Raw genomic sequence first — 20,850 nt, forward strand, 5'->3', positions numbered from 1 at the left:
TGCCAAACTTTCACAAGGGCACTTATTCCGTCATGTCGGGATTCTTCGCCGCGTGAAACCGACACGACATCACCCGGCAACAGCGAGGAAACGGCCGGTTCCTATGGTCCGGCCATGCGGCTTACCTCACACGAGCAGGAGCGGCTGCTCATCCACGTCGCCGCCGGGGTGGCGCGCGAGCGCCGGGCCAGGGGCCTGCGCCTCAACCACCCCGAGGCTACCGCCATCATCGCGTCGTTCCTCATGGAAGGCGCCAGAGACGGACGCAGCGTCGCCGACCTGATGGAGGCAGGACGGTCGGTGCTCGACCGGGCCGACGTCATGGAGGGCGTCCCGGAGATGCTGGAGAGCGTGCAGATCGAGGCGACGTTCCCCGACGGCACGAAGCTCGTCACCGTCCACAGGCCCATCCCGTGATCCCGGGCGAGTACGCGCACCCCGAGGGGGCGATCGAGCTCAACCCGGGCCGGGAACGGGTGACCGTACGCGTGGTCAACACGGCCGACCGGCCGGTGCAGGTCGGCTCCCACTACCACTTCGCCGCCGCCAACCCCGGCCTGGAGTTCGACCGGGAGGCCGCCTGGGGCATGCGGCTCGACGTGCCGGCCGGCACCGCGATCCGGTTCGAGCCGGGCGTCGAGCGCGACGTGTCCCTGGTGCCGATCGCGGGCAAGCGGGTCGTCCCCGGCCTGCGGCCGGAGTGGGCGGGGCCGCTCGATGACTGACATCTCCCGCGCCCGTTACGCGGCGCTCTACGGTCCCACCACCGGTGACCGCGTCCGCCTGGCCGACACCGACCTGTGGATCGAGGTCACCGAGGACCTGTCGATGGGCCCGGCCGGGGCCGGCGACGAGGCCGTGTTCGGCGGCGGCAAGGTCATCCGCGAGTCCATGGGCCAGGCCCGCGCCACCCGCGCCGAGGGCGCGGCCGACCTGGTCATCACCGGCGCGGTGATCCTCGACCACTGGGGAGTGGTCAAGGCCGACGTCGGCATCCGCGACGGCCGCATCCACGCCATCGGCAAGGCCGGCAACCCCGACACGATGGACGGCGTCGACCTCGTCATCGGACCGTCCACCGAGGTGCTCGCGGGCAACGGCAAGATCCTCACCGCCGGGGCCGTCGACTCCCACGTCCACCTGATCTGCCCGCAGCTCCTCGACGAGGCCATCGGGTCGGGCGTCACCACGATCGTCGGCGGCGGCACCGGCCCCGTCGAGGGCACCAAGGCCACGACCGTCACCGGCACCTGGTATCTCGGCCGCATGCTGGAGTCGCTCGACGCCTACCCGCTCAACTTCGCGCTGCTCGGCAAGGGCAACACCGTCAGCTCCGAGGGCCTGCTCGAACAGCTGCGTGCCGGCGCCTCCGGCTTCAAACTCCACGAGGACTGGGGCTCGACGCCGGCCGCCATCGACGCCTGCCTCACCGTGGCCGACGCCTCCGGCGTGCAGGTCACCCTGCACACCGACACCCTGAACGAAGCCGGCTTCGTCGAGTCGACGCTCAAGGCCATCGGCGACCGGACGATCCACGCGTACCACACCGAAGGGGCGGGTGGCGGGCACGCGCCCGACATCATCCGCGTGGCGGCGTACCCGAACGTGCTGCCGTCCTCGACCAACCCGACCAGGCCGCACACCGTCAACACGCTCGACGAGCACCTCGACATGCTCATGGTCTGCCACCACCTCAACCCCTCGATCCCCGAGGATCTCGCCTTCGCCGAGTCGCGCATCCGGCCGACCACGATGGCCGCCGAGGACGTGCTGCACGACATGGGGGCGATCTCCATGATCGGCTCCGACTCGCAGGCCATGGGCCGCATCGGCGAGACCATCATCCGCACGTGGCAGACCGCGCACGTCATGAAGGCGCGGCGCGGCTCGCTGGGCGGGCCGGCCGACAACCTGCGCGCCCGGCGCTACATCGCGAAATACACGATCTGCCCGGCCATCGCGCACGGCCTGGACGCCGAGGTCGGCTCGGTCGAACGCGGCAAGCTCGCCGACCTCGTCCTGTGGGACCCGGCGTTCTTCGGGGTCAAGCCCGACCTCGTGCTCAAGGGCGGCATGGTGGCCTGGGCGCAGATAGGCGACGCCAACGCCTCCATCCCGACGCCGCAGCCGGTGCTGCCCCGTCCCATGTTCGGCGCCTCGCCGGTGACGGCCGCGGCCACCTCGCTGCACTTCGTCGCGCCCCTCGGCCTGGAGTCGGGCCTGGCCGACCGGCTGACCGTCCGCCGCCGGCTCGTCCCGGTGGCCGACGTACGGCGGCGCGGCAAGTCGTCCATGCCGCTCAACGACGCGCTGCCGCGGATCGAGGTGGCGCCCGACACGTTCGAGGTGCGCATCGACGGCGACCTCATCGAGCCCTCCCCCGCCGTCACGTTGCCCATGACCCAGCGCTACTTCCTGTTCTGAGGAGCTTCATGCACGGACTCCCTTCGGCGGGCTCGCCCGGATGAACCCGGCGCTGCTCCTGCTCACCGACTCCCGCCTGCCGGCCGGCGGCCACGCCCACTCGGGCGGCGCCGAACGCGCCATCGCCTCGGGGGCGGTCCGCGACGTGCCGTCGCTGGAGGCGTTCCTGCGCGGACGCCTGCACACCACCGGCACGGCCACCGCCGCCCTGACCGCCGCCGTCTGCGCCGAGGCCGCCTCCGCCGAGCCACGGTGGGCGGCGCTGGACGCCGAGGTGGACGCCAGGACCGCGTCGCCCGCGCAGCGCGAGGCCTCGACGACGCAGGGGCGGCTGCTGCTCCGGGTCGCCCGCCGCGTATGGCCGTCGCCGGTGCTGGACGGGCTGGCGCGCGCCACCCCGAGCCCCCATCATCCGCTCGCGCTCGGGGTGGCGGCGCACGCGGCCGGGGCCACGCCCGGGGAGGCCGCGCTGGCGGCGGCGTACCACGCCGTCAGCGGCGCCGCCACGGCGGCGGTCCGGCTCCTCGGCCTGGACCCCGTGGCCGTGCACGGACTGCTGGCGGACCTGGCCCCCGACCTCGCCGCCGTCGCCGCGCAGGCCGGCCTCGCCGCCGGGGCTGCCGGCTGGGAGGCGCTGCCCGCGGGCTCGGCACCCGCCCTCGACCTGATCGCCGAACAGCACGCGCAGGCGGCGGTCCGGCTCTTCGTCTCCTGAACGCTCCGCAAGGAAGGACATTTCACCATGGGCGCCAATCACGACGACCACCACCACGCCCCCGACGGACGCGGCCGGGCGCTGCGGCTCGGGGTGGGCGGGCCGGTCGGCAGCGGCAAGACGGCCCTGGTCGCCGCCCTGTGCCGGGCCCTCGGCCGCACGCTGTCCCTCGGCGTGGTGACGAACGACATCTACACCACCGAGGACGCCGACTTCCTGCGCCGGGCGGGCGTCCTGGACGAGGAGCGCATCCTCGCCGTCGAGACCGGCTGCTGCCCGCACACCGCCATCCGCGACGACATCGCCGCGAACCTCGACGCCGTGGAGACCCTGGAACACCGCTTCGGCCCCTTGGACCTGGTGATCGTGGAGAGCGGCGGCGACAACCTGACGGCCACGTTCAGCCGGGGCCTGGCCGACCGGCAGATCTTCGTGCTGGACGTCTCGGGCGGCGACAAGGTGCCCCGCAAGGGCGGCCCCGGCGTCACCACGTCGGACCTGCTGGTGGTCAACAAGACCGACCTGGCGCCGCTGGTGGGCGCCGACCTCGACGTGATGGCCCGCGACGCGAGGACCGTGCGCGGGGAGCGCCCGGTCCTGTTCACCTCCATCAGGCAGGAACCCACGGCCGCCGCCGTCGCCACCTGGGTCTCCGACCAGGTCCACGCCTGGTCCCACGACCACGCGGTCCCAGTCTCTTGACACCCCGCACCGCGCCCGCCGACACGCGGGCCCCCGAGCCCGCCCGCACGGCCGTCACTGGGCCCGCCGGGGAAAGGCGTCCGTCCCGTCGGGGGATGCGGGCGAGCGCGGCCGTGGCGACCGCCCTGACCGGCGACGGACGTACGATCATCCGCCGTCTGGCCTCGGCGCCGCCGCTCACGCTGCGCCAGACCGGCCCCCGCGCCGTCCACCTGATCTCCACCGCGGCGGGCCCCCTCGGCGGCGACCGGCTCGCCCTCGACGTGGACGTCGCCCCGTACACGACCCTGGAGCTGGGCTCGGTCGCCGGCACGCTCGTGCTGCCCGGCGACGGCGCGTCCGAGATGCTGGTCACCGCGCGGGTGGGCGCGGGCGCCACCCTCCGGTTCGCGCCGGAGCCCACGGTGCTCGCCGCCGGCTGCGACCACCGCCTTCTGGTACGCCTCACCCTGGAAGCGGACGCGGACGTGTTCTGGCGCGAGGAGATCGTCTTCGGCCGGCACGGCGAGTCCCCCGGCCGCTGTCACGCCCGTTTCGACGCCACCTGCGACGGCCTGCCGCTGCTCCGCCAGGAGTTCACGATCGGCGACCCGGCCCTCGACGCCTCCCCCGCCGTCTACGGCACGGCACGCTGCGTCGGCACCACGTTCCTGACAGCCCGCACCGACAAACCGACCGTGTCCGACGGCGTAGCGGTCCTCCCCCTGGCCGGCCCCGGCACGTTGGTCTCCGCCCTGGCCGCCGACGCCGTCGAACTCCGCTCCCGCCTGGAATGGGGCGAGCAGACGGCCCTGACACCGGCTCCGACCTCACCCCGCTGAGCATCACCCCCCACACAGACCCGCGCCACCCTGTGCCAGCCCGCACGACCCCGGCCTCGTCCCAGAGACACCGCTTCCGCACGAACCCCCACCGGACCTTCGCGCGGCCCCGGTCCCAGGGGCACCCACCCCACGCGGACCTGCACCTTCTTGGTGACGACTCCGTCGCGTACGGTGGCCGGCCGGACGGGCCCGGCTTACAGTGAGCCTGTGGATGACCTCACGCCCACGTCCGCCCCACCGCGCGGCGGCCGCGGCTACCCGCTGGCCGTGGCGGTGGCGGGAGCGCTCCTGATGTGCTGCGCGGTCCTGCCGTGGGCCGGGTTGCAGGCGACCAGCAGCCTCATCGGCGGCAGCGTGACCGGCGACGTCCGCGGCGTCGACGACGTGTACGGCGTCTACACGCTGGTCGCCGGCCTGGCGGCGCTGGCCTGCGGCGTGGCCGGTCTGCGCGGTCACCCGCGGCTGGCCGCCCTGGCCGCGGTGCCCGGCGGCGTGGCGGTGCTGCTGCTGGTGCTGTTCATGAACGAGGGCAGCGGCCTGCACGACCGCGTCTCGATCCACCTCGGCGACCTGCTGTCGATCGAGCCGGTGATCAGGTTCGGCTGGTTCGCCGCGCTGGCGAGCGCGGCGGCGGTCGTCGTCCTCGCGCTCCTGGCCCTCCTCCACCGCCGGCACCGATGAGGCAGCCGTCTCCGACACCGCCAGGAAGCCGTGGCGCCACGCGCGGGGCTCAGTCGTAGAAGCCGAGGCGGCGCAGCTGCTTGGGGTCGCGCTGCCAGTCCTTCGCCACGCTGATACGCAGGTCGAGGTAGACGCGGGTGCCGAGCAGCGCCTCGATCTGCTTGCGGGCCCTGGTGCCGACGTCGCGCAGCCGCTCGCCCTTGTGCCCGATGACGATCGCCTTCTGCGAGGGCCGTTCGACGAACATGTGGGCGTAGATGTCGAGCAGGTCGTCACGCCCCTCGCGGGGCAGCATCTCGTCGACGACCACGGCGATCGAGTGGGGCAGCTCGTCGCGTACGCCCTCCAGCGCCGCCTCCCGGATCAGCTCTCCGACCAGCACCTGCTCCGGCTCGTCGGTCAGCTGGCCGCCCTCGTAGAGCGGCGGCGACTCCGGCATGTGCTCGATCAGCACGTCGGCCAGCACGTCGAGCTGCTCGCCCGACTGCGCCGAGACCGGCACGATCGCCGCGAACTCCGCCACCTGCGACACCGCGAGCAGCTGCTCGGCGATCTGCTCCCTGCTCGCCAGGTCGCACTTGGTCACCACCGCGATGACCGGCGTCTTCTTCACGGCCGACAGCTTGTCGGCGATGAACCGGTCGCCCTTGCCGATCGGCTCGTTGGCCGGCACGCAGAAACCGATCGCGTCGACCTCCGTGAGCGTGGACAGCACCAGGCTGTCGAGCCGCTCCCCGAGCAGCGTGCGCGGGCGGTGCAGGCCGGGGGTGTCGACGATGATGAGCTGGGCGTCAGGGCGGTGCACGATGCCCCTGATGACGCGCCTGGTCGTCTGCGGCTTGGACGACGTGATCGCCACTTTCGTACCGACCAGGGCGTTCATCAGCGTCGACTTGCCGACGTTCGGCCTCCCCACGAAGCAGGCGAATCCGGCGCGATGGCTGTCTGGCGAAGTCACATGTGCATTGTGTCCCATCAGCGGGCGTGTTCACGCCACCAGGCGAACGCCTGGGGGACCACCACCGGCATCCAGGCGGTCGTGTCGAGCTCGGCCACCTCGGGCTCCGCCGCCCACCGGAAATCGTTGATCTCCACGCCGTCGGGCTCGGGGTCGCCCGAGACCATCGCGCAGCCGTACGCGGCGATGACGTAGCCGACCTCGTGGCCGTTGGGGTAGACCGTGTGGAACTCGGGGCCGCCGTACACGCCGATCAGGCCGCGCACCTCGACGGCGATGCCGAGCTCCTCCTTCAGCTCCCGGACCACGGCCTCCTCCGGCCGCTCGCCGGGGTCGACGCCGCCGCCTGGCGCCGCCCAGAGCCCCACGTCGCCGTGCCGGGCAAGAAGCAGCCGGCCCGCGTCGTCGAACACGAAGCCGGACACCGACGGCAGCATGATCAGGTCGGTGCCGACCTTCTCGCGCAACCGCGCGAGGAACGGGGACATCGGCATGTCAGCCCCGCAGGGTCCCGTCAGGGCCTGCCACGAGCAGCGACTTGACGCCCAGCTCGGCGGCCACGGCCTCGTCGGCCGGGCTCGGCGCGCCCTCGCTCACCAGCGCGACGGCCTCCAGCGACCGCGCCCCGCTGGAGATCGCCATGGCCACCGCCACCTGCACCGCCGACAGGGTCAGCGCGTCCAGCGCCACGTTCGTGGCGGCGTACGTGCGGCCGGTCTCGTCGCGTACGGCGGCCCCCTCGGCGGAGCCGTTGCGCGCCCTGGCCGACCGGGCCAGCGTAATGATCTTGCTGTCTTCAGGATCGAGAGTCACGGGAACAGGTTAGGCGCTCGCCATGGAGATGGCCGCATCCACCACCTGCCGGGTACGCGCGGCGTCCACGCCCTCCAGGCCCGTGTGCACCACGGACACCAGCGTGTCCCCCACCCGCGTCAGCACGACGTCCAGTGCGTACGGGTAGCCGTTGAGGCGTCCGCGCAGCCGCGCGCCCACGGCCTCGTCGCCGACGTTCCCGATCGGCAGCTCCAGCAGCCGCAGGTGCGTCCCCGTGGCGGTCCGTACGGCCCGGCACTCCCGCATCGCCCCGGCCAGCTCGTCGAGATGCCCCCCGGCCTGCGCGTCGGCGTACCGGGCCAGGCCCACCCCGGCCTGCTCGCCCAGGTCGTAGCCCCGGTAGCTGACCGCGACCTGCGCGGTCAGCGCCTCGCCCGGCGCCCTGCCACCGGCGGGCTCCAGCAGCGCCCGGCAGTCCTTGTCGCCTTTCGCGAACGGCAGCCGCCACGCCGGCTCCGGCCTGACCGTGAAGCCGTCGGGCAGTTGCGGCCCCTTGCTGACCAGTTCGTGCAGCTGCGCCATGGCGTGCGGGTCGTGGACTCTCTCGGCTCCCCCGCATCCCGCCAGAACGCCTGTCAGCAGCACTCCGGCGAAGATCCCCCGTTTTCGTCTCATGATCCCCCCCTTTGCCCGGCAACCTCCCCAACCGACGAATGCGACAACCCACCGAATACGCAAAAAGGGCGCCCCCGTCCGAATATTTCGGACGAGAGCACCCTTTACGCCGATCAGCGCCACAGCCGGCTCACCAGCCGGGACGCTGTCGTCCCCCCCAGGGGCGTCCTCGGGCCGCGAACCCCACCCGGCCCTCGGACACTTCCCCTCGGGCACCCACCGCACTGGATGCCGTGAGTTCAGAGTGCCGGACCCGGCTTGCAGAAGACTTGTAGAACGCTTGCGGCATCTGCCCCGATTTGCCGCTCGTCACTCGCGTTCGGCCGCGGCCGGGACGACGTCACCCGCCGGCGCCTCGGCACGGCGGACCACCACCGTGCTGATGCGGTTACGGCGCCCCGCCAGGCTCTCGGCGGTCAGCGACAACCCGGCCACCTGCGCGTGCGAGCCCGCGATCGGAACCCGCCCCAGCGCGTGCGCCAGCAGCCCGCCCACCGTCTCGACGTCGTCGACCTCGATCTCGGTGTCGAACAGCTCGCCCAGCTCGTCGACCGGCATCCGGGCGGTCACCCGCATGCCGCCGTCGGGCATGGGCTCCACGCGAGGCGCCTCCTGGTCGTACTCGTCGGCGATCTCCCCGACGATCTCCTCCAGGACGTCCTCGATCGTCACGAGACCCGCGGTGCCGCCGTACTCGTCGATGACGACGGCGATGTGGATCTGCCGGGCCTGCATCTCCCGCATCAGCTGGTCGATCGGCTTGCTCTCCGGCACGTACGCGGCAGGTCGCATGACGGACTCGACGGTGTCCTTGGCCCCGTCCTCGCCCGACTCGTGGATCTTGCGGGCGATGTCCTTCAGGTACGCCATGCCGACGACGTCGTCCTCGTTCTCCCCCACCACCGGGATGCGGGAGAAACCGCTGCGCAACGCCAGCGAGAGGGCCTGGTTGAGTGACTTGCCACGCTCGATGTAGACCATGTCGGTGCGCGGCACCATGACCTCGCGCACGAGCGTGTCACCCAGCTCGAACACCGAGTGGATCATCTCGCGCTCGTCCGGCTCGATCACCCGGCGCTCCTCGGCCAGGTCGACCAGGTCGCGCAGCTCCGCCTCCGAGGTGAACGGCCCGTCGCGGAACCCCTTGCCCGGCGTCAGCGCGTTGCCGAGCAGGATGAGCAGCTTGGGCAGGGGGCCGAAGATGCGGGTCAGGCCGTACACGACGGGGGCGCTCGCCAGCGCGACCGGCTCGGCGTGCTGACGGCCCAGCGTACGCGGCATCACTCCGACCACCACATAGCTGATGACGATCATCACGGCCGCGGCGCACACGTACGCCCAGCCCTGGTCGTGCATCAGGTCGATGAACAGCAGCGTCGCGATGACCGTCGCGACCAGCTCACAGCTCAGCCGCAACAGCAGGAGCAGGTTGAGGTAGCGCGGCGGGTCGGTCACGATGGCCCGCAGCCTCGCGGCCCCCCGCCTGGCCTCACGCGCGAACTCGTCGGCGCGCACCCGGGAGATGCGCGTCAGCGCCGTCTCCGCACTGGCGATCAGGCCACCGACGATCACCAGCGCGATGGCCGACAACAACCAGACGTTCACCGCGAGTTGCGCACCTCCTGCCACGACTCGAGGAGCCGGGCCTGCAGTCCGAACATCTCCTTGTGCTCCTCCGGCTCAGCGTGGTCGTAACCGAGCAGGTGGAGGATGCCATGGGTGCACAGCAGTTCGAGCTCTTCGGCGGCGCTGTGGCCGGCCTCCTCGGCCTGCCGGGCGGCCACCTGCGGGCAGAGCACCACGTCACCGAGCAGCGCGGGATCGGCCGGGGCGTCGGACTCGCCGCGCGCGCCGCCCCCGGGACGCAACTCGTCCATCGGGAACGCCAGCACGTCGGTCGGCCCCGGCTCGCCCATCCACTTCTCGTGCAGCTCGGCCATGGCCTCCTCGTCGACCACCACGATCGACAGCTCGGCCAGCGGGTTGATGCCCATCTCGGCCAGGACGTGGGCGGCCAGGGCGGTCAGGCTCTCCTCGTCGACCCCGACGCCCGACTCGTTGTTGATCTCAGTGCTCACGGTCGCTCACCCGTCGCCTTCCCCGTTGCTGCTGCAGGCGCTTGGGCTCCTGCATGGCGTCGTAACGCCCGTACGCGTCCACGATGTCGCTGACCAGCTTGTGGCGGACCACGTCGGCGCTGGACAGGTGGGCGAAGTGGATGTCGGGGATGCCCTCGAGGATCTCCTGGACGACCCGCAGACCGCTGACCGTGCCCGAGGGCAGGTCGACCTGCGTGACGTCACCCGTCACCACGATCTTCGAGTTGAACCCGAGCCGGGTGAGGAACATCTTCATCTGCTCGGCCGAGGAGTTCTGGGCCTCATCGAGGATGATGAAGGCGTCATTGAGGGTGCGACCCCGCATGTACGCGAGGGGGGCGACCTCGATCGTGCCGGCGGCCATGAGTTTCGGGATCGAGTCGGGGTCGACCATGTCGTGCAGCGCGTCGTAGAGCGGCCGCAGGTAGGGGTCGATCTTCTCGTAGAGCGTGCCGGGCAGGAAGCCGAGCCGCTCGCCCGCCTCCACCGCGGGACGGGTCAGGATGATGCGGTTGACCCGCTTCTCCTGCAGCGCCCGCACGGCCTTGGCCATCGCGAGATAGGTCTTGCCGGTGCCGGCCGGGCCGATGCCGAAGACGACCGTGTGCTGGTCGATCGCGTCGACGTAGCGCTTCTGGTTGACCGTCTTGGGGCGGATGGTGCGGCCGCGCGAGGAGAGGATGTCGAGCGAGAGCACCTCGGCGGGCCGGTCGGAGGTCATGCGCAGCATCGCGATGCTCCGCTCGACCGCGTCGGGCGTGAGCTCTCCGCCGCTGCGCAGCACCTCGACCAGCTCTTCGAAGAGCCGCACCACGGTGCCGCTCTCGTCGGGGCTGCCGGTGACGGTGATCTCGTTGCCGCGTACGTGGATGTCGGCCCTGAAGGCGCCCTCGATCACGCGTAGCAACTCGTCTCGGGAGCCGAGGAGGCTGACCATCGGGTATTCGTCCGGAATCAGCACCTTGGCTTGGGTGCGCGAGGGAGGTGCCGTGCGTCGGGATTCGTGTAGTTCGGACATGGGCAGGCCAGCGGCCTGATGCCTCCCGGTCTCTTGCAGTGTGCTTCTTCGCCCATCGTATCCGGGACCAGGACGATTGCTCTCGTCAATATCGCCCGGCCCGGCAGCCGGCGGGTGGTTCAGCCGGGCGGCCAGGTCAGCGGGCGGCCTCCGAGCACATGGGCGTGGACGTGGAAGACGGTCTGGCCCGCGCCGGGACCGGTGTTGAAGACGACGCGGTAGCCGCCCTCGGCCACGCCCTCATGGACGGCGACCGCGTGGGCGGTCTTGAGCACGTCGTCGGCCAGGCCGTCGTCGGCCCTGGCCAGCGCGGCGGCGTCGGGGTGGTGCTGCTTGGGAACGACCAGCACATGGGTCGGTGCCTGCGGGTTGACGTCACGGAACGCCAGCGTCCTGCCGGTTTCGTGAACGATCTCGGCGGGAATCTCCTTGGCGACGATTTTGCAGAAGAGGCAATCACTCACCTGATCACCCTATCGAGACCGTGTCCTCGGGCCGGTTCCGTTGCGAATCGGTAATCGGCTGTGTCGTGCACGGGAAGATCCGCGCGGTTAGGGTGAGTGTGCGACACTTCAGCAAAAAATAGGACGATTCAGGGTCGGGCGAGCGCCACCTGGCGAGGACACGACTGGGTAATGCACCCTAACGAACCGGGGAAACCTCCAGAACCGGAAGAGCGTAAACCCTCTGGGAAGGCCGCGCGTCCCACTGATGTGACCACCGAAACCCTTCTGGCCGACAGGTCGATGGGGGCGGTGCCGGTCGGGTGGGATGCCGACATGGCCGTGACCGCGCTCTACAGTGCGCATTTCCGGTCGTTGGTGCGTCTCGCTGTGTTGCTGGTGCGCGATATAGCAACCGCCGAGGAAGTCGTGCAGGATGCGTTCGTCGCCATCCATGGTGCCTGGCGTAGGCTGCGTGACCCCGACAAAGCACTCGCCTACCTGCGTCAGTCCGTCGTCAACCGATCCAGGTCCGTGCTGCGTCACCGCGCGGTCGTCGAGAAGTACGCTCCGAAGGGCCTGCCCGACGCGCCGAGCGCCGAGAACGGCGCCATCGGCGAGTTGGAACGCTCCGCTGTAATCGAGGCGTTACGAGCCTTGCCGACCCGGCAGCGAGAAGCACTGGTTCTACGCTACTACGGTGATCTGTCCGAAGCTGAGATCGCCCATGCCATGGGCATCAGCAAGGGGGCGGTCAAGAGCCACACCGCGCGTGGCATGGCCGCTTTGAGATCGGTCCTGGAGAAAATGTCATGACCCAGCCCCCCGACGAGTACGGCGACCTGTTGCGCCGTGCGCTCCGAGCGGAGGCGGACGCGGTCGTGCCCTCGCCGGACGGACTGGACATCATCCGTGCCCGCATCCAGCGGCGCAGCGCGCGCAACCTGTTCTGGTGGCGGGCCGGCGCGGCCGCAGGCAGTGCCGTCCTGGTGGCGGGGACGATCGTGATGGCCGTGCCGCAGCTGCGCTCGCAGATCGTCGACCAGCAGTTCGTGCAGCCGGCGCGCCAGGAGACGACCGACGAGGTGCCGTCCAACTCCTCCACCACGCGGTCGCAGCCACCACCGCCGGAGCAGACGGCCCCGTCGTTTCCGGCCGTGGTGCCCGAGACGTCCCGGTCGCCGGCGCCGAAACCGACCAGGAGGGCGGAGTCCACCAGCAGGCCGTCGCCCTCGCCGACCCCGACGACTTCCGAGTGTCCGTCTCCGCAGGCCGCCGAGCAGACCGACTGTCCCACGATCTCGCCCACGCCGACGCCCACCGCGCTCGACGCGAGCGTGCCGCCCTCGGAGTGTCCCGCCGAGCAGTGCCCTCCGGACGACGCTCTGACGGAAACCCCCACCGAAGCCGCGAGCCCTCTCGTGGACGAGCCCCGGACCACGCCCTGACGCCCTACGGGCTCGGTTCGCTCACCAGCGCCCCGTACGGCTGAGCAGCACCGCCGCCGCGGCCACGCCCGCCGTGGACGTCCGCAGAATCGTCGGCCCCAGCAGCACCGTAAGGGCCTTCGCCGCCCGGAACGCGGCCAGCTCCTGCTCCGACACGCCGCCCTCGGGCCCCACGACCACGACGATGTCGCCGCCGGCGGGCATCGCCACCCCTGACAGCGGCTCGGCCGCCTCCTCGTGCAGCACCAGCCCCAGCGCGGCCTCCGACAGCAGGCGTTCGACCTGCGCGGTCGAGTGGAGATCGGCCACCTGCGGCAGGTGGAACCTGCGGGCCTGCTTGCCCGCCTCGCGCGCCGTGGAACGCCAGCGGCCGAGCGCCTTGGCGATCTTGTCGCCCTTCCACTGGGTGATGCTCCGCGAGGCGGCCCAGGGCACGATCACGTCGACGCCGGCCTCGGTCATCATCTCGACGGCCAGCTCGCCCCGGTCGCCCTTGGGCAGGCCCTGGACGACGACCAGCCGGGGCCGGGGCGGCTCGACGGCGTAGCGGTGGAGCACCTCCAGGCGGAGGGCGTCCTTCAGCGTCTCAAGCACGACGCATTCGGCCACCGCTCCGGCGCCGTCGGTCAGGTCGACGCGCTCGCCGGGCCGCAGACGGCGTACGGAGGCCGCGTGGCGGCCTTCCGGGCCGGCGAGCGTCAGCTCCGGCCCGTCGAGCTCCTGGGCCTCCTCCGCCAGGAAGACCGGGACGGTCACGTCACCTGCCGTTGAAGGCGTCGCGCAGCCGGGAGAAGAAGCCCTGCTGCCCCGGCGCGAACTTGCCCGGCGGCCGCTCCTCGCCGCGCAGCTTGGCCAGCTCGCGCAGGAGCTCCTCCTGGGCGGCGTCGAGGCGGCTCGGGGTCTCGACGTTGACGTGGATGAGCAGGTCGCCGCGGCCGGACTCGTTGAGCCGCTGCACCCCGCGCCCGAACATGGTGATGACCTGGCCGGACTGCGTGCCGGGCCGGACGTCGATCTCCTCGGGGCCGTCGAGGGTCTCGACGGTGAGCACGGTGCCGAGCGCGGCGGCCGACATCGGGATCTGGACGGTGCAGTGGAGGTCGTCACCGCGCCGTTCGAAGATCTCGTGCGGTCGCTCCACGATCTCGAGGAAGAGGTCTCCGGGCGGGCCGCCGCCGGGGCCGATCTCGCCCTCTCCGGCGAGCTGGATGTGGGTGCCGTCCTCGACGCCCGCGGGGATGCGGACCTTGATCGTACGGCGGGTGCGGACGCGGCCGTCGCCGGAGCACTCCTGGCAGGGGTGGCGGATGATCGTGCCGAAGCCGCCGCACTGCGGGCACGGGCGCGAGGTCATGACCTGGCCCAGGAACGACCGGGTGACCTGGGAGATCTCGCCCCGCCCGCTGCACATGTCGCAGGTGTCGGGGTGGGTGCCGGGTGCGGCGCCGGCCCCATGACACACCTCGCACAGCACGGCGGTGTCGACGACCAGCTCGCGGGTGGTGCCGAACGCCGTCTCGCGCAGGTCGAGCTCGACCCGGATGGTGGCGTTGCGGCCCCGCCGGGCGCGCGAGCGCGGGCCTCGGGCGCCCGCGGCCGTGCCGAAGAAGGCGTCCATGATGTCGCTGAACGGGAAGCCCGCGCCGAAGCCGCCGGCTCCGGCGCCTGCTCCCGCGCCGCCGAACGGGTCGCCACCCAGGTCGTACATCTGGCGCTTGTTCGGGTCGGACAGCACCTCGTAGGCCTGCGTGATCTCCTTGAACCGCTCCTGTGTCTGCGGATCGGGGTTCACGTCAGGGTGCAGCTCGCGGGCGAGACGGCGATACGCCTTCTTGATCTCGTCCTGACTTGCGTCACGGCGCACCCCGAGGGTGGCGTAGTAGTCGCTGTTTGCCACTTATCGACCTCTTATGATGCAGCCAGGATCTGGCTGACGTAGCGTGCCACCGCGCGTACGGCGCCCATTGTCACGGGATAGTCCATCCTGGTCGGTCCCAGCACGCCGAGCCGGGCCAGTTGGTTGTCGCCAGAACCGTATCCCGTCGCGACGACGGACGTGCCCCGCAGGTAGGGGTTTTCCGAGCCGATGCGGACGGTGAGTGCGGACGGGATGTCTGAGGTGGTCTCGCCGAGCAGCCGCATCAGCACCACCTGCTCCTCCAGGGCCTCCAGCACGTCGCGCAGGCCGATGGAGAAGTCGGCGCCGGCGAGGTTGGCCGCGCCGGCGAACACGATCTTCTCGTCGTGCCGCTCGACGAGTGTCTCGAGGAGCACCGACAGGATCGTGGCCGCGGCGGGCCGGTCTTCGACGGGGAGGCGTTCGGGCAGGTCGGAGACCAGCTCCGGAACGCTGCTCAGGCCGCAGCCGTCGAGGCAGGAGTTGAGCACGGCACGCAGGTGCGCGATGCGGGTGTCCTCCACCTCTTCGGGCAGCTCGATGACGCGCTGCTCGACTCGGCCGGTGTTGGTGATCAGCACGAGCATGACCCGGCGCTCGTTGAGGGGGACGAGCTCGACGTGCCGGACGGTCGAGCGGGTCAGCGTCGGGTACTGCACGACCGCCACCTGCCGGGTCAGCTGGGCGAGCAGCCGGACCGTGCGCGTGACCACGTCGTCGAGGTCGACCGCGCCGGCGAGGAACGTCTCGATGGCCCTTCGCTCAGCCGCCGACAGCGGCTTGATCTGCGAGAGCCGGTCGACGAAGAGCCGATAGCCCTTGTCGGTCGGCACGCGCCCGGCGCTGGTGTGCGGCTGGGTGATGTAGCCTTCCTCCTCCAGCGCGGCCATGTCGTTCCTGACCGTCGCCGGGGAGACCTTCAGGTTGTGACGCTCGGCGAGCGCCTTGGAGCCCACCGGTTCGTTGGTGGACACGTAGTCTTCGACAATGGCGCGGAGCACCGCCAGTTTCCGATCGTCGAGCACGTGCTCACCTCCTGCCTCTGTCTCTTTCGGGAAAACGCGGCGTCTAGCACTCTGTGTTCCCGAGTGCCAAGTGTACGGCTCCCGCCCACAAGGTGCGATAACACCGCGTCCCTAACTGCTGCTGGCTTCCATGACGCGACAGGCCTCACACTTGCGCACATGACCGACGAATCCCGGCCTCCGTCGTACGGCCGCCCGCCAGGGCACCACGGTCAGTTGCCTCCTCAGTACGGCGTACAGCCCGGCCAGGGGCAGCCGGGGACGTGGCCGCCGCCGTACGAGCAGCCCACGCCGTTCGACCCGTCATCTCAGTACGGACAATACGGCCAACAACCCCAATTTCCGCCACGAATCAACTCCAAAGCGATAAAGCCTGGGCTGTGGTGGCTTGCGGTCGTCTGGGGCGTGTTCGTGGCGTGCGCGGCGGCCGGGGTGTTCGTCCTGCCGGGCGGCGGCGTTGCGGGCGCGGCGCCGACGCGGACGTTCGCCTCCGGGGAGAGCGTCACGGTGCCGGTCGACCCGGCCGACAAGCCCGCCGTGTACATCGCCAGCGACACGCCGATCACCTACGAATGCTCCATCACCGGCCAGGCCAGGCTCGCCAGGACCACCGGCACCGAGGCGGTCACCTCGGACGGCGTCGTGTGGCAGCAGTTCCTGGTGATCAACGCGCCGGCCAGGGGCGAGTACCGGCTCACCTGCGTCGACGACGAGCAGGCCGCCGTACGGTACGGCGTCGGCCGCGATCTGCTCTCCACCCCCGGCGGCGTCTCCGGCCTGCTGCCGGTGCTCGTACCCGCCGCCGGCCTGCTCGTCGCCGTCGCCGGCACCGTCTTCGTCCTGATACGCCGGAACATCACCCGTAAGCACCTTGCGGTGACGGGGTGATTTGCTACGGTCCCCCGTGTGTACGACGGCGATGTGCTGGCAGGAAATTGGCGGCGGCCGGGCAAGGGCAAGATCCCGAAGGTGCCCGCCGAGCGTGACCTCGTCGTGGAGGACGCCGACAGCGGCTTCTGCGGCGCGGTGGTGGCCTGTGACAAGGAGGCCGTCACGCTCGAAGACCGCTTCGGCCGGCGCCGCCTGTTCCCGCTCGCTCCCGCCGCCTTCCTGCTGGAGGGCAAACCCGTGACCCTGGTACGCCCCACGACGGCGACCCCCGCGGGCCCGCGGCGCAGCGCGTCCGGCTCGATCGCCGTGCAGGGGCTGCGGGCCAGGGTGGCCAGGGAGAGCCGGATCTACGTGGAGGGCGTGCACGACGCCGCCCTCGTGGAGAAGATCTGGGGTCACGACCTGCGGGTCGAGGGGGTGGTCGTCGAATACCTGGAAGGCGTGGACGACCTGCCGGCCATCGTGGCGGAGTTCGGCCCCGAACCGGGGCGGCGGCTCGGCGTGCTGGTCGACCACCTGGTGCCCGGCTCCAAGGAGAGCAGGATCGCCGCCGAGATCACCTCGCCGGACGTGCTGGTGGTGGGCCACCCCTACATCGACATCTGGCAGGCCGTCAAACCGTCCGTGCTGCGGATCCCCGCCTGGCCGGACGTGCCGCGCGGAGTGCCCTGGAAGGAGGGCGTGATCGCCGCCCTGGGCTGGCGGATGGAGCCCGCCGAGGCGTGGCGACGGATCCTCGGGGCGGTCTCGACGTACACGGACCTGGAGCCGGAGTTGCTCGGCCGGGTGGAAGAACTGATCGACTTCGTAACGGAGACCCCATGAGCCAGGACCCGCCGCAGCCACCCGACGACGACGCCACGCGCCGCGTCACCCCCGCCGACATTCCCCCCGGATACGGCCCGCAGCCGGGCTCCCAGCCCCCGTACGGGCAGCAGCCGGGTTCTCAGCCCGCATACGGACAACAACCGGGCTCCCAACCCGTATACGGACAACAGTCGGGTTCTCAGCCCGCGTACGGGCAACAGCCGGGTTCTCAGCCCGAATACGGGCAGCCGCCCGGCTACGGGCAGTCCGGCGGATACGGTCAGTCCCCCGGCTACGGCGCGGCCGGCGGTTACGGGCAACCCGGGGGATACGGGCAGGCCAATGGTTACGGGCAGTACGGGCAGCCCGGGGGCTACGACGGTTACGGCCAGCAAGGGTACGGCCAGCAGGGGTACGGCCAGCAGGGGTACGGCGGGCCTCCGCCCGGATACGGTCCTCCGCCGGGTTACGGCCCCGGCTACGGCGCGCCTGGCGAGCCGTACATCCCGGGACGGTTCGGCCCCCGCCCCGGCACCGACGACACCAACATGGCGATGCTCTCCCACCTGCTGGGCCTGCTGGTGTCGTGGCTCGGCCCGCTGATCATCTACTTGATGAAGAAGGACGAGTCGCCCTACGTGAGGGACCAGGCCGCCGAGGCGCTCAACTTCCAGATCACGATGTTCATCGGATACATGGTGGCCGGCGCCCTGATGCTCGTCTTCATCGGGTTCCTGGTGCTGCCGGTCGTCTGGATCCTGTCGTTGATCTTCCAGATCCAGGCGGCCATCGCGGCCAACAGGGGCGAGAAGTACCGCTATCCGATCGCCCTGCGCATGATCACCTAGACCAGCAGGTCCCTGACGAGGGCGTCGCCCAGCAACCGCCCCCGCAGCGTGAGCACCATCAGGCCCGCCTTGAACGGCTCCGGCTCCAGCAGACCGCGCGCCAGGGCGCTCGCCACGACCGGGCGCGCCCCGGGCGCCACGTCGGCCAGCGGGTAGCCGGACGACAGCCGCAGCTCCAGCATGAGACGCTCCGCCGCGCGGTCGTCGGCTTCGAGCACCTCGCGGGCGTGGGCGGGCGAGTCACCGGCGGCCAGGCGTCGTGCGTAGGCGGCCGGGTGTTTGACGTTCCACCAGCGGGTGCCGCCGACGTGGCTGTGGGCGCCCGGGCCGGCGGCCCACCAGTCACCGCCGGTCCAGTAGAGCAGGTTGTGCCGGCAGCGGGCGGCGTCGGACACGGCCCAGTTGGACACCTCGTACCAGCCGAATCCGGCCTCGGCGAGCAGCTCGTCGGCGAGGAGGTAGCGGTCGGCGGCCACGTCGTCGTCGGGCATCGGCAGCTCGCCGCGCTTGATCCTGACCGCCAGCCGCGTGCCCTCCTCGACGATCAGCGAGTACGCCGACACATGGTCGGGCCCGGCCTCGATCGCCGCGGTCAGCGAGGCCCGCCAGTCGTCGTCGGACTCGCCGGGCGTGCCGTAGATCAGGTCGAGGTTGACGTGGTCGAACCCGGCCTGCCTGGCCTCGCGCACGGCCGCCGCGGGCCTGCCGGGCGTGTGGCGGCGGTCGAGGACCTCCAGGACGTGCTCGCGGGCGCTCTGCATGCCGAAGCTGATGCGGTTGAACCCGCCGTGGCGCAGCTTCTCCAGGTACGACGGATCCACCGACTCGGGGTTGGCCTCCGTGGTGACCTCGGCGCCCGGCTTGAGCCCGAACTCGGAGTCGATCGCGGCGAGGATGCGGGCGAGGTCTTCCGGGGGCAGCAGGGTGGGCGTGCCGCCGCCGAAGAACACCGTCTCCACCGGCACGTCGGCCGCGCCGAGGACGCGGCGGGCCAGGTGGATCTCCTCGACGACCGTGTCGGCGTAGTCGCGCTGCGAGGCGCCGGGGCCGAGCTCGGCCGCGGTGTAGGTGTTGAAGTCGCAGTAGCCGCATCGCGTCACGCAGAACGGCACGTGCACGTAGAAGCCGAACGGACGCTCGCCGAGGCCGCTCAGGGCGCTGTCGGGCAGCTCGCCCGAGGCGGGCGCGGGATCGCCGTCAGGCAGGGTCGAAGGCACGCTTCCAGTGTGCCCGTCCCCGGAGGGTGCCCGGGTCGTTGACGGTGGCAGGCCGGGGATCTACGATCCGTCTGACTTATAGGAAAGTTTCCTATAAGTACCGTCCCATGGAGCCCCGCGTGCACAAGAAGATCCTGTTAGCCCTGTCCCTCTTACTCGGCCTCACGGCGTTCTCCGTGCCCGCCGAGGCCCGGACCGACTTCAAACGGGTCGCGTACTTCATCCAATGGGGCGTCTACGGCCGCGACTACCACGTCAGGGACGTCGACGTCACCGGCGCCGCGGCCAAGCTCACCCACCTCAACTACGCGTTCGGCTTCGTCAGCGCCGACGCCACGTGCTACTCCTCCGACCCGTGGGCCGACTGGCAGCGCCCGGTCCCGGCCGAACAGAGCGTGGACGGTGTCGCGGACGCGCCCGGCCAGGCGCTCAACGGCAACCTCAACCAGCTCCGCAAGATCAAGGCCAAGCATCCCGGGCTCAAGACGATGATCTCGCTGGGCGGCTGGACCGGCTCGGCGCACTTCTCCGACGCGGTGCTCACCCCAGAGTCCCGGACGAAGCTGGCCGCCTCGTGCATCGACCTGTGGCTGCGCGGCAACCTGCCGGGTCTGGAGCCGGGGGCGGGCGCCGGCGTGTTCGACGGGATCGACCTGGACTGGGAGTGGCCGGGCTCCTCCGGAGCCGAGGGCAACGTCATCAGGCCCGAGGACAAGCGGAACTTCACCCTGTTCGTGGAGGAACTGCGCGACCAGCTTCGCCAGTTCTCCAAGAAGGCGGAGCTCACGGCCTTCCTCCCGGCCGCGGCGGCGAAGATCGACGCCGGCTACGAGGTGCGCCGGGTGTTCAAGCAACTCGACTTCGCCACCATCCAGGGGTACGACCTGCACGGCACCTGGGAGCCGCAGACCGGGCACCAGAGCAACCTGCTGACCGACCGGCGCGACCCGAACCCGGTGAAGTACAGCGTCGACCAGACCGTGCGCGACTACCTGGCCCGTGGGGCGCCCGCACGCAAGATCGTCGTCGGCGTGCCCGCGTACGGCCAGGGCTGGACCGGCGTCACCGGCTCCCGCGACGGCCTCTACCAGCCCGCCACCGGCCCCGCTCCAGGCAGGTGGGCCCCGGGCACCGAGGACTACAAGGACCTCGTCGCCAAACCCGGCAAGCGCCACCGCGACCTGCGCACGGGCGCCATGTGGCTCTACGACGGCAACGAGTTCTGGTCGTACGACGACCCGGCGATCATGCTGCAGAAGGCCGCGTACATCCGCCTGAAGGGCCTCGGCGGCTCGATGCTCTGGTCCATCGACCAAGACGACGCGAAAGCCTCCCTCACCTCAGCCCTCTACACGATCCTCCGCTGAACCCACACCCACTCCGCCGCCGCCCCACTCCCCCTCC

At 71.1% G+C, this 20,850-nt stretch carries 25 protein-coding genes; 13 read left to right on the forward strand and 12 right to left on the reverse strand.

The window, feature by feature from the left end; genetic code table 11:
* Positions 1–114 precede the first annotated feature (114 nt).
* From E1286_RS10695 to E1286_RS10725, 7 genes are all read left to right on the forward strand, one after another.
* Complete coding sequence (locus E1286_RS10695) at positions 115–417, forward strand: urease subunit gamma (RefSeq protein ID WP_132611228.1); 303 nt, start codon at positions 115–117, stop codon at positions 415–417.
* Positions 414–725 (forward strand): urease subunit beta, encoded by a 312-nt coding sequence (locus E1286_RS10700; protein WP_132611229.1) that lies wholly within the window; start codon positions 414–416, stop codon positions 723–725. Before E1286_RS10695 ends, E1286_RS10700 begins: the two co-directional genes overlap by 4 nt.
* Entirely contained in the window at positions 718–2,424 is a 1,707-nt protein-coding gene (locus tag E1286_RS10705) for an urease subunit alpha (protein ID WP_132611231.1), read from the forward strand. The genes E1286_RS10700 and E1286_RS10705 overlap by 8 nt, the downstream gene beginning before the upstream one ends.
* A 40-nt stretch (positions 2,425–2,464) precedes the next feature.
* Positions 2,465–3,139: an urease accessory protein UreF gene (locus E1286_RS10710; protein ID WP_132611233.1), complete on the forward strand. Its 675-nt coding sequence runs from the start codon at positions 2,465–2,467 to the stop codon at positions 3,137–3,139.
* Positions 3,140–3,166: 27 nt separating this feature from the next.
* The gene (ureG, locus tag E1286_RS10715) at positions 3,167–3,841 is read left to right on the forward strand and encodes an urease accessory protein UreG (RefSeq protein WP_132611235.1); all 675 of its coding nucleotides are present in this window, start codon (positions 3,167–3,169) and stop codon (positions 3,839–3,841) included.
* A 95-nt stretch (positions 3,842–3,936) separates the two neighbouring features.
* Positions 3,937–4,662, forward strand: a complete 726-nt coding sequence (locus E1286_RS10720) for an urease accessory protein UreD (RefSeq protein WP_132611237.1) — start codon at positions 3,937–3,939, stop codon at positions 4,660–4,662.
* A gap of 210 nt (positions 4,663–4,872) precedes the next feature.
* Complete coding sequence (locus E1286_RS10725) at positions 4,873–5,346, forward strand: hypothetical protein (protein ID WP_132611239.1); 474 nt, start codon at positions 4,873–4,875, stop codon at positions 5,344–5,346.
* A gap of 49 nt (positions 5,347–5,395) precedes the next feature.
* Here E1286_RS10725 and era read toward each other — a convergent pair whose 3' ends face one another.
* The 8 genes from era to E1286_RS10765 all read right to left on the reverse strand — a co-directional run bounded on the left by era (position 5,396) and on the right by E1286_RS10765 (position 11,334).
* A complete protein-coding gene (gene era / locus E1286_RS10730) occupies positions 5,396–6,304 on the reverse strand; it encodes a GTPase Era (protein ID WP_246074698.1) in 909 nt (302 codons plus the stop codon).
* A 17-nt stretch (positions 6,305–6,321) separates the two neighbouring features.
* Complete coding sequence (locus E1286_RS10735; RefSeq protein ID WP_132611243.1) at positions 6,322–6,798, reverse strand: NUDIX domain-containing protein; 477 nt, start codon at positions 6,796–6,798, stop codon at positions 6,322–6,324.
* 1 nt (position 6,799) lies between these two features.
* On the reverse strand, positions 6,800–7,117 hold the full coding sequence (locus E1286_RS10740; RefSeq protein ID WP_132611245.1) for a cytidine/deoxycytidylate deaminase family protein: 318 nt from the start codon (positions 7,115–7,117) through the stop codon (positions 6,800–6,802).
* A 9-nt stretch (positions 7,118–7,126) separates the two neighbouring features.
* Complete coding sequence (locus E1286_RS10745) at positions 7,127–7,753, reverse strand: hypothetical protein (protein WP_132611247.1); 627 nt, start codon at positions 7,751–7,753, stop codon at positions 7,127–7,129.
* A 309-nt stretch (positions 7,754–8,062) separates the two neighbouring features.
* A complete protein-coding gene (locus E1286_RS10750; RefSeq protein ID WP_132611249.1) occupies positions 8,063–9,358 on the reverse strand; it encodes a hemolysin family protein in 1,296 nt (431 codons plus the stop codon).
* Entirely contained in the window at positions 9,355–9,831 is a 477-nt protein-coding gene (gene ybeY, locus E1286_RS10755; protein WP_132611251.1) for an rRNA maturation RNase YbeY, read from the reverse strand. Before ybeY ends, E1286_RS10750 begins: the two co-directional genes overlap by 4 nt.
* Entirely contained in the window at positions 9,821–10,870 is a 1,050-nt protein-coding gene (locus tag E1286_RS10760) for a PhoH family protein (RefSeq protein WP_132611253.1), read from the reverse strand. The genes ybeY and E1286_RS10760 overlap by 11 nt, the downstream gene beginning before the upstream one ends.
* Positions 10,871–10,989: 119 nt before the next feature.
* On the reverse strand, positions 10,990–11,334 hold the full coding sequence (locus E1286_RS10765; RefSeq protein ID WP_132611255.1) for a histidine triad nucleotide-binding protein: 345 nt from the start codon (positions 11,332–11,334) through the stop codon (positions 10,990–10,992).
* Positions 11,335–11,616: 282 nt separating this feature from the next.
* Between E1286_RS10765 and E1286_RS10770 the strand changes: the two genes are divergently transcribed.
* Entirely contained in the window at positions 11,617–12,129 is a 513-nt protein-coding gene (locus tag E1286_RS10770; RefSeq protein WP_080047132.1) for a SigE family RNA polymerase sigma factor, read from the forward strand.
* Positions 12,126–12,761: a hypothetical protein gene (locus E1286_RS47750; protein ID WP_165969680.1), complete on the forward strand. Its 636-nt coding sequence runs from the start codon at positions 12,126–12,128 to the stop codon at positions 12,759–12,761. The genes E1286_RS10770 and E1286_RS47750 overlap by 4 nt, the downstream gene beginning before the upstream one ends.
* Before the next feature lie 21 nt (positions 12,762–12,782).
* Here E1286_RS47750 and E1286_RS10780 read toward each other — a convergent pair whose 3' ends face one another.
* The 3 genes from E1286_RS10780 to hrcA are packed head-to-tail and all read right to left on the reverse strand — an operon-like array spanning position 12,783 to position 15,683.
* Positions 12,783–13,517: a 16S rRNA (uracil(1498)-N(3))-methyltransferase gene (locus tag E1286_RS10780; RefSeq protein WP_132611257.1), complete on the reverse strand. Its 735-nt coding sequence runs from the start codon at positions 13,515–13,517 to the stop codon at positions 12,783–12,785.
* A 1-nt stretch (position 13,518) separates the two neighbouring features.
* Positions 13,519–14,658: a molecular chaperone DnaJ gene (dnaJ, locus tag E1286_RS10785; protein ID WP_132611259.1), complete on the reverse strand. Its 1,140-nt coding sequence runs from the start codon at positions 14,656–14,658 to the stop codon at positions 13,519–13,521.
* An 11-nt stretch (positions 14,659–14,669) separates the two neighbouring features.
* Positions 14,670–15,683 carry a heat-inducible transcriptional repressor HrcA gene (gene hrcA / locus E1286_RS10790; protein WP_132611261.1) on the reverse strand — a complete coding sequence of 338 codons (1,014 nt, stop codon included), beginning with the start codon at positions 15,681–15,683 and terminating at the stop codon, positions 14,670–14,672.
* A 405-nt stretch (positions 15,684–16,088) separates the two neighbouring features.
* On the opposite strand from hrcA, the gene E1286_RS10795 reads away from it, so the two are divergent.
* Genes E1286_RS10795 through E1286_RS10805 form a run of 3 tightly spaced genes read left to right on the forward strand, consistent with a single transcriptional unit; the run spans position 16,089 to position 18,229 of the window.
* Positions 16,089–16,571: a hypothetical protein gene (locus E1286_RS10795; RefSeq protein WP_132611263.1), complete on the forward strand. Its 483-nt coding sequence runs from the start codon at positions 16,089–16,091 to the stop codon at positions 16,569–16,571.
* 18 nt (positions 16,572–16,589) lie between these two features.
* On the forward strand, positions 16,590–17,399 hold the full coding sequence (locus E1286_RS10800) for a DUF3097 domain-containing protein (RefSeq protein ID WP_187368150.1): 810 nt from the start codon (positions 16,590–16,592) through the stop codon (positions 17,397–17,399).
* A complete protein-coding gene (locus tag E1286_RS10805) occupies positions 17,396–18,229 on the forward strand; it encodes a DUF4870 domain-containing protein (RefSeq protein WP_132611265.1) in 834 nt (277 codons plus the stop codon). The genes E1286_RS10800 and E1286_RS10805 overlap by 4 nt, the downstream gene beginning before the upstream one ends.
* Here E1286_RS10805 and hemW read toward each other — a convergent pair.
* Positions 18,226–19,446, reverse strand: coding sequence for a radical SAM family heme chaperone HemW (gene hemW / locus E1286_RS10810; protein ID WP_132611267.1), 1,221 nt, complete (start codon positions 19,444–19,446; stop codon positions 18,226–18,228). The two genes, E1286_RS10805 and hemW, sit on opposite strands and share 4 nt — an antisense overlap.
* Positions 19,447–19,565: 119 nt before the next feature.
* Between hemW and E1286_RS10815 the strand changes: the two genes are divergently transcribed.
* A complete protein-coding gene (locus tag E1286_RS10815; RefSeq protein ID WP_132611269.1) occupies positions 19,566–20,813 on the forward strand; it encodes a glycoside hydrolase family 18 protein in 1,248 nt (415 codons plus the stop codon).
* The last annotated feature ends 37 nt before the right edge of the window (positions 20,814–20,850 follow it).

It is taken from the genome of Nonomuraea terrae, assembly GCF_004348995.1.
In the GTDB taxonomy this organism is placed as follows: domain Bacteria; phylum Actinomycetota; class Actinomycetes; order Streptosporangiales; family Streptosporangiaceae; genus Nonomuraea; species Nonomuraea terrae.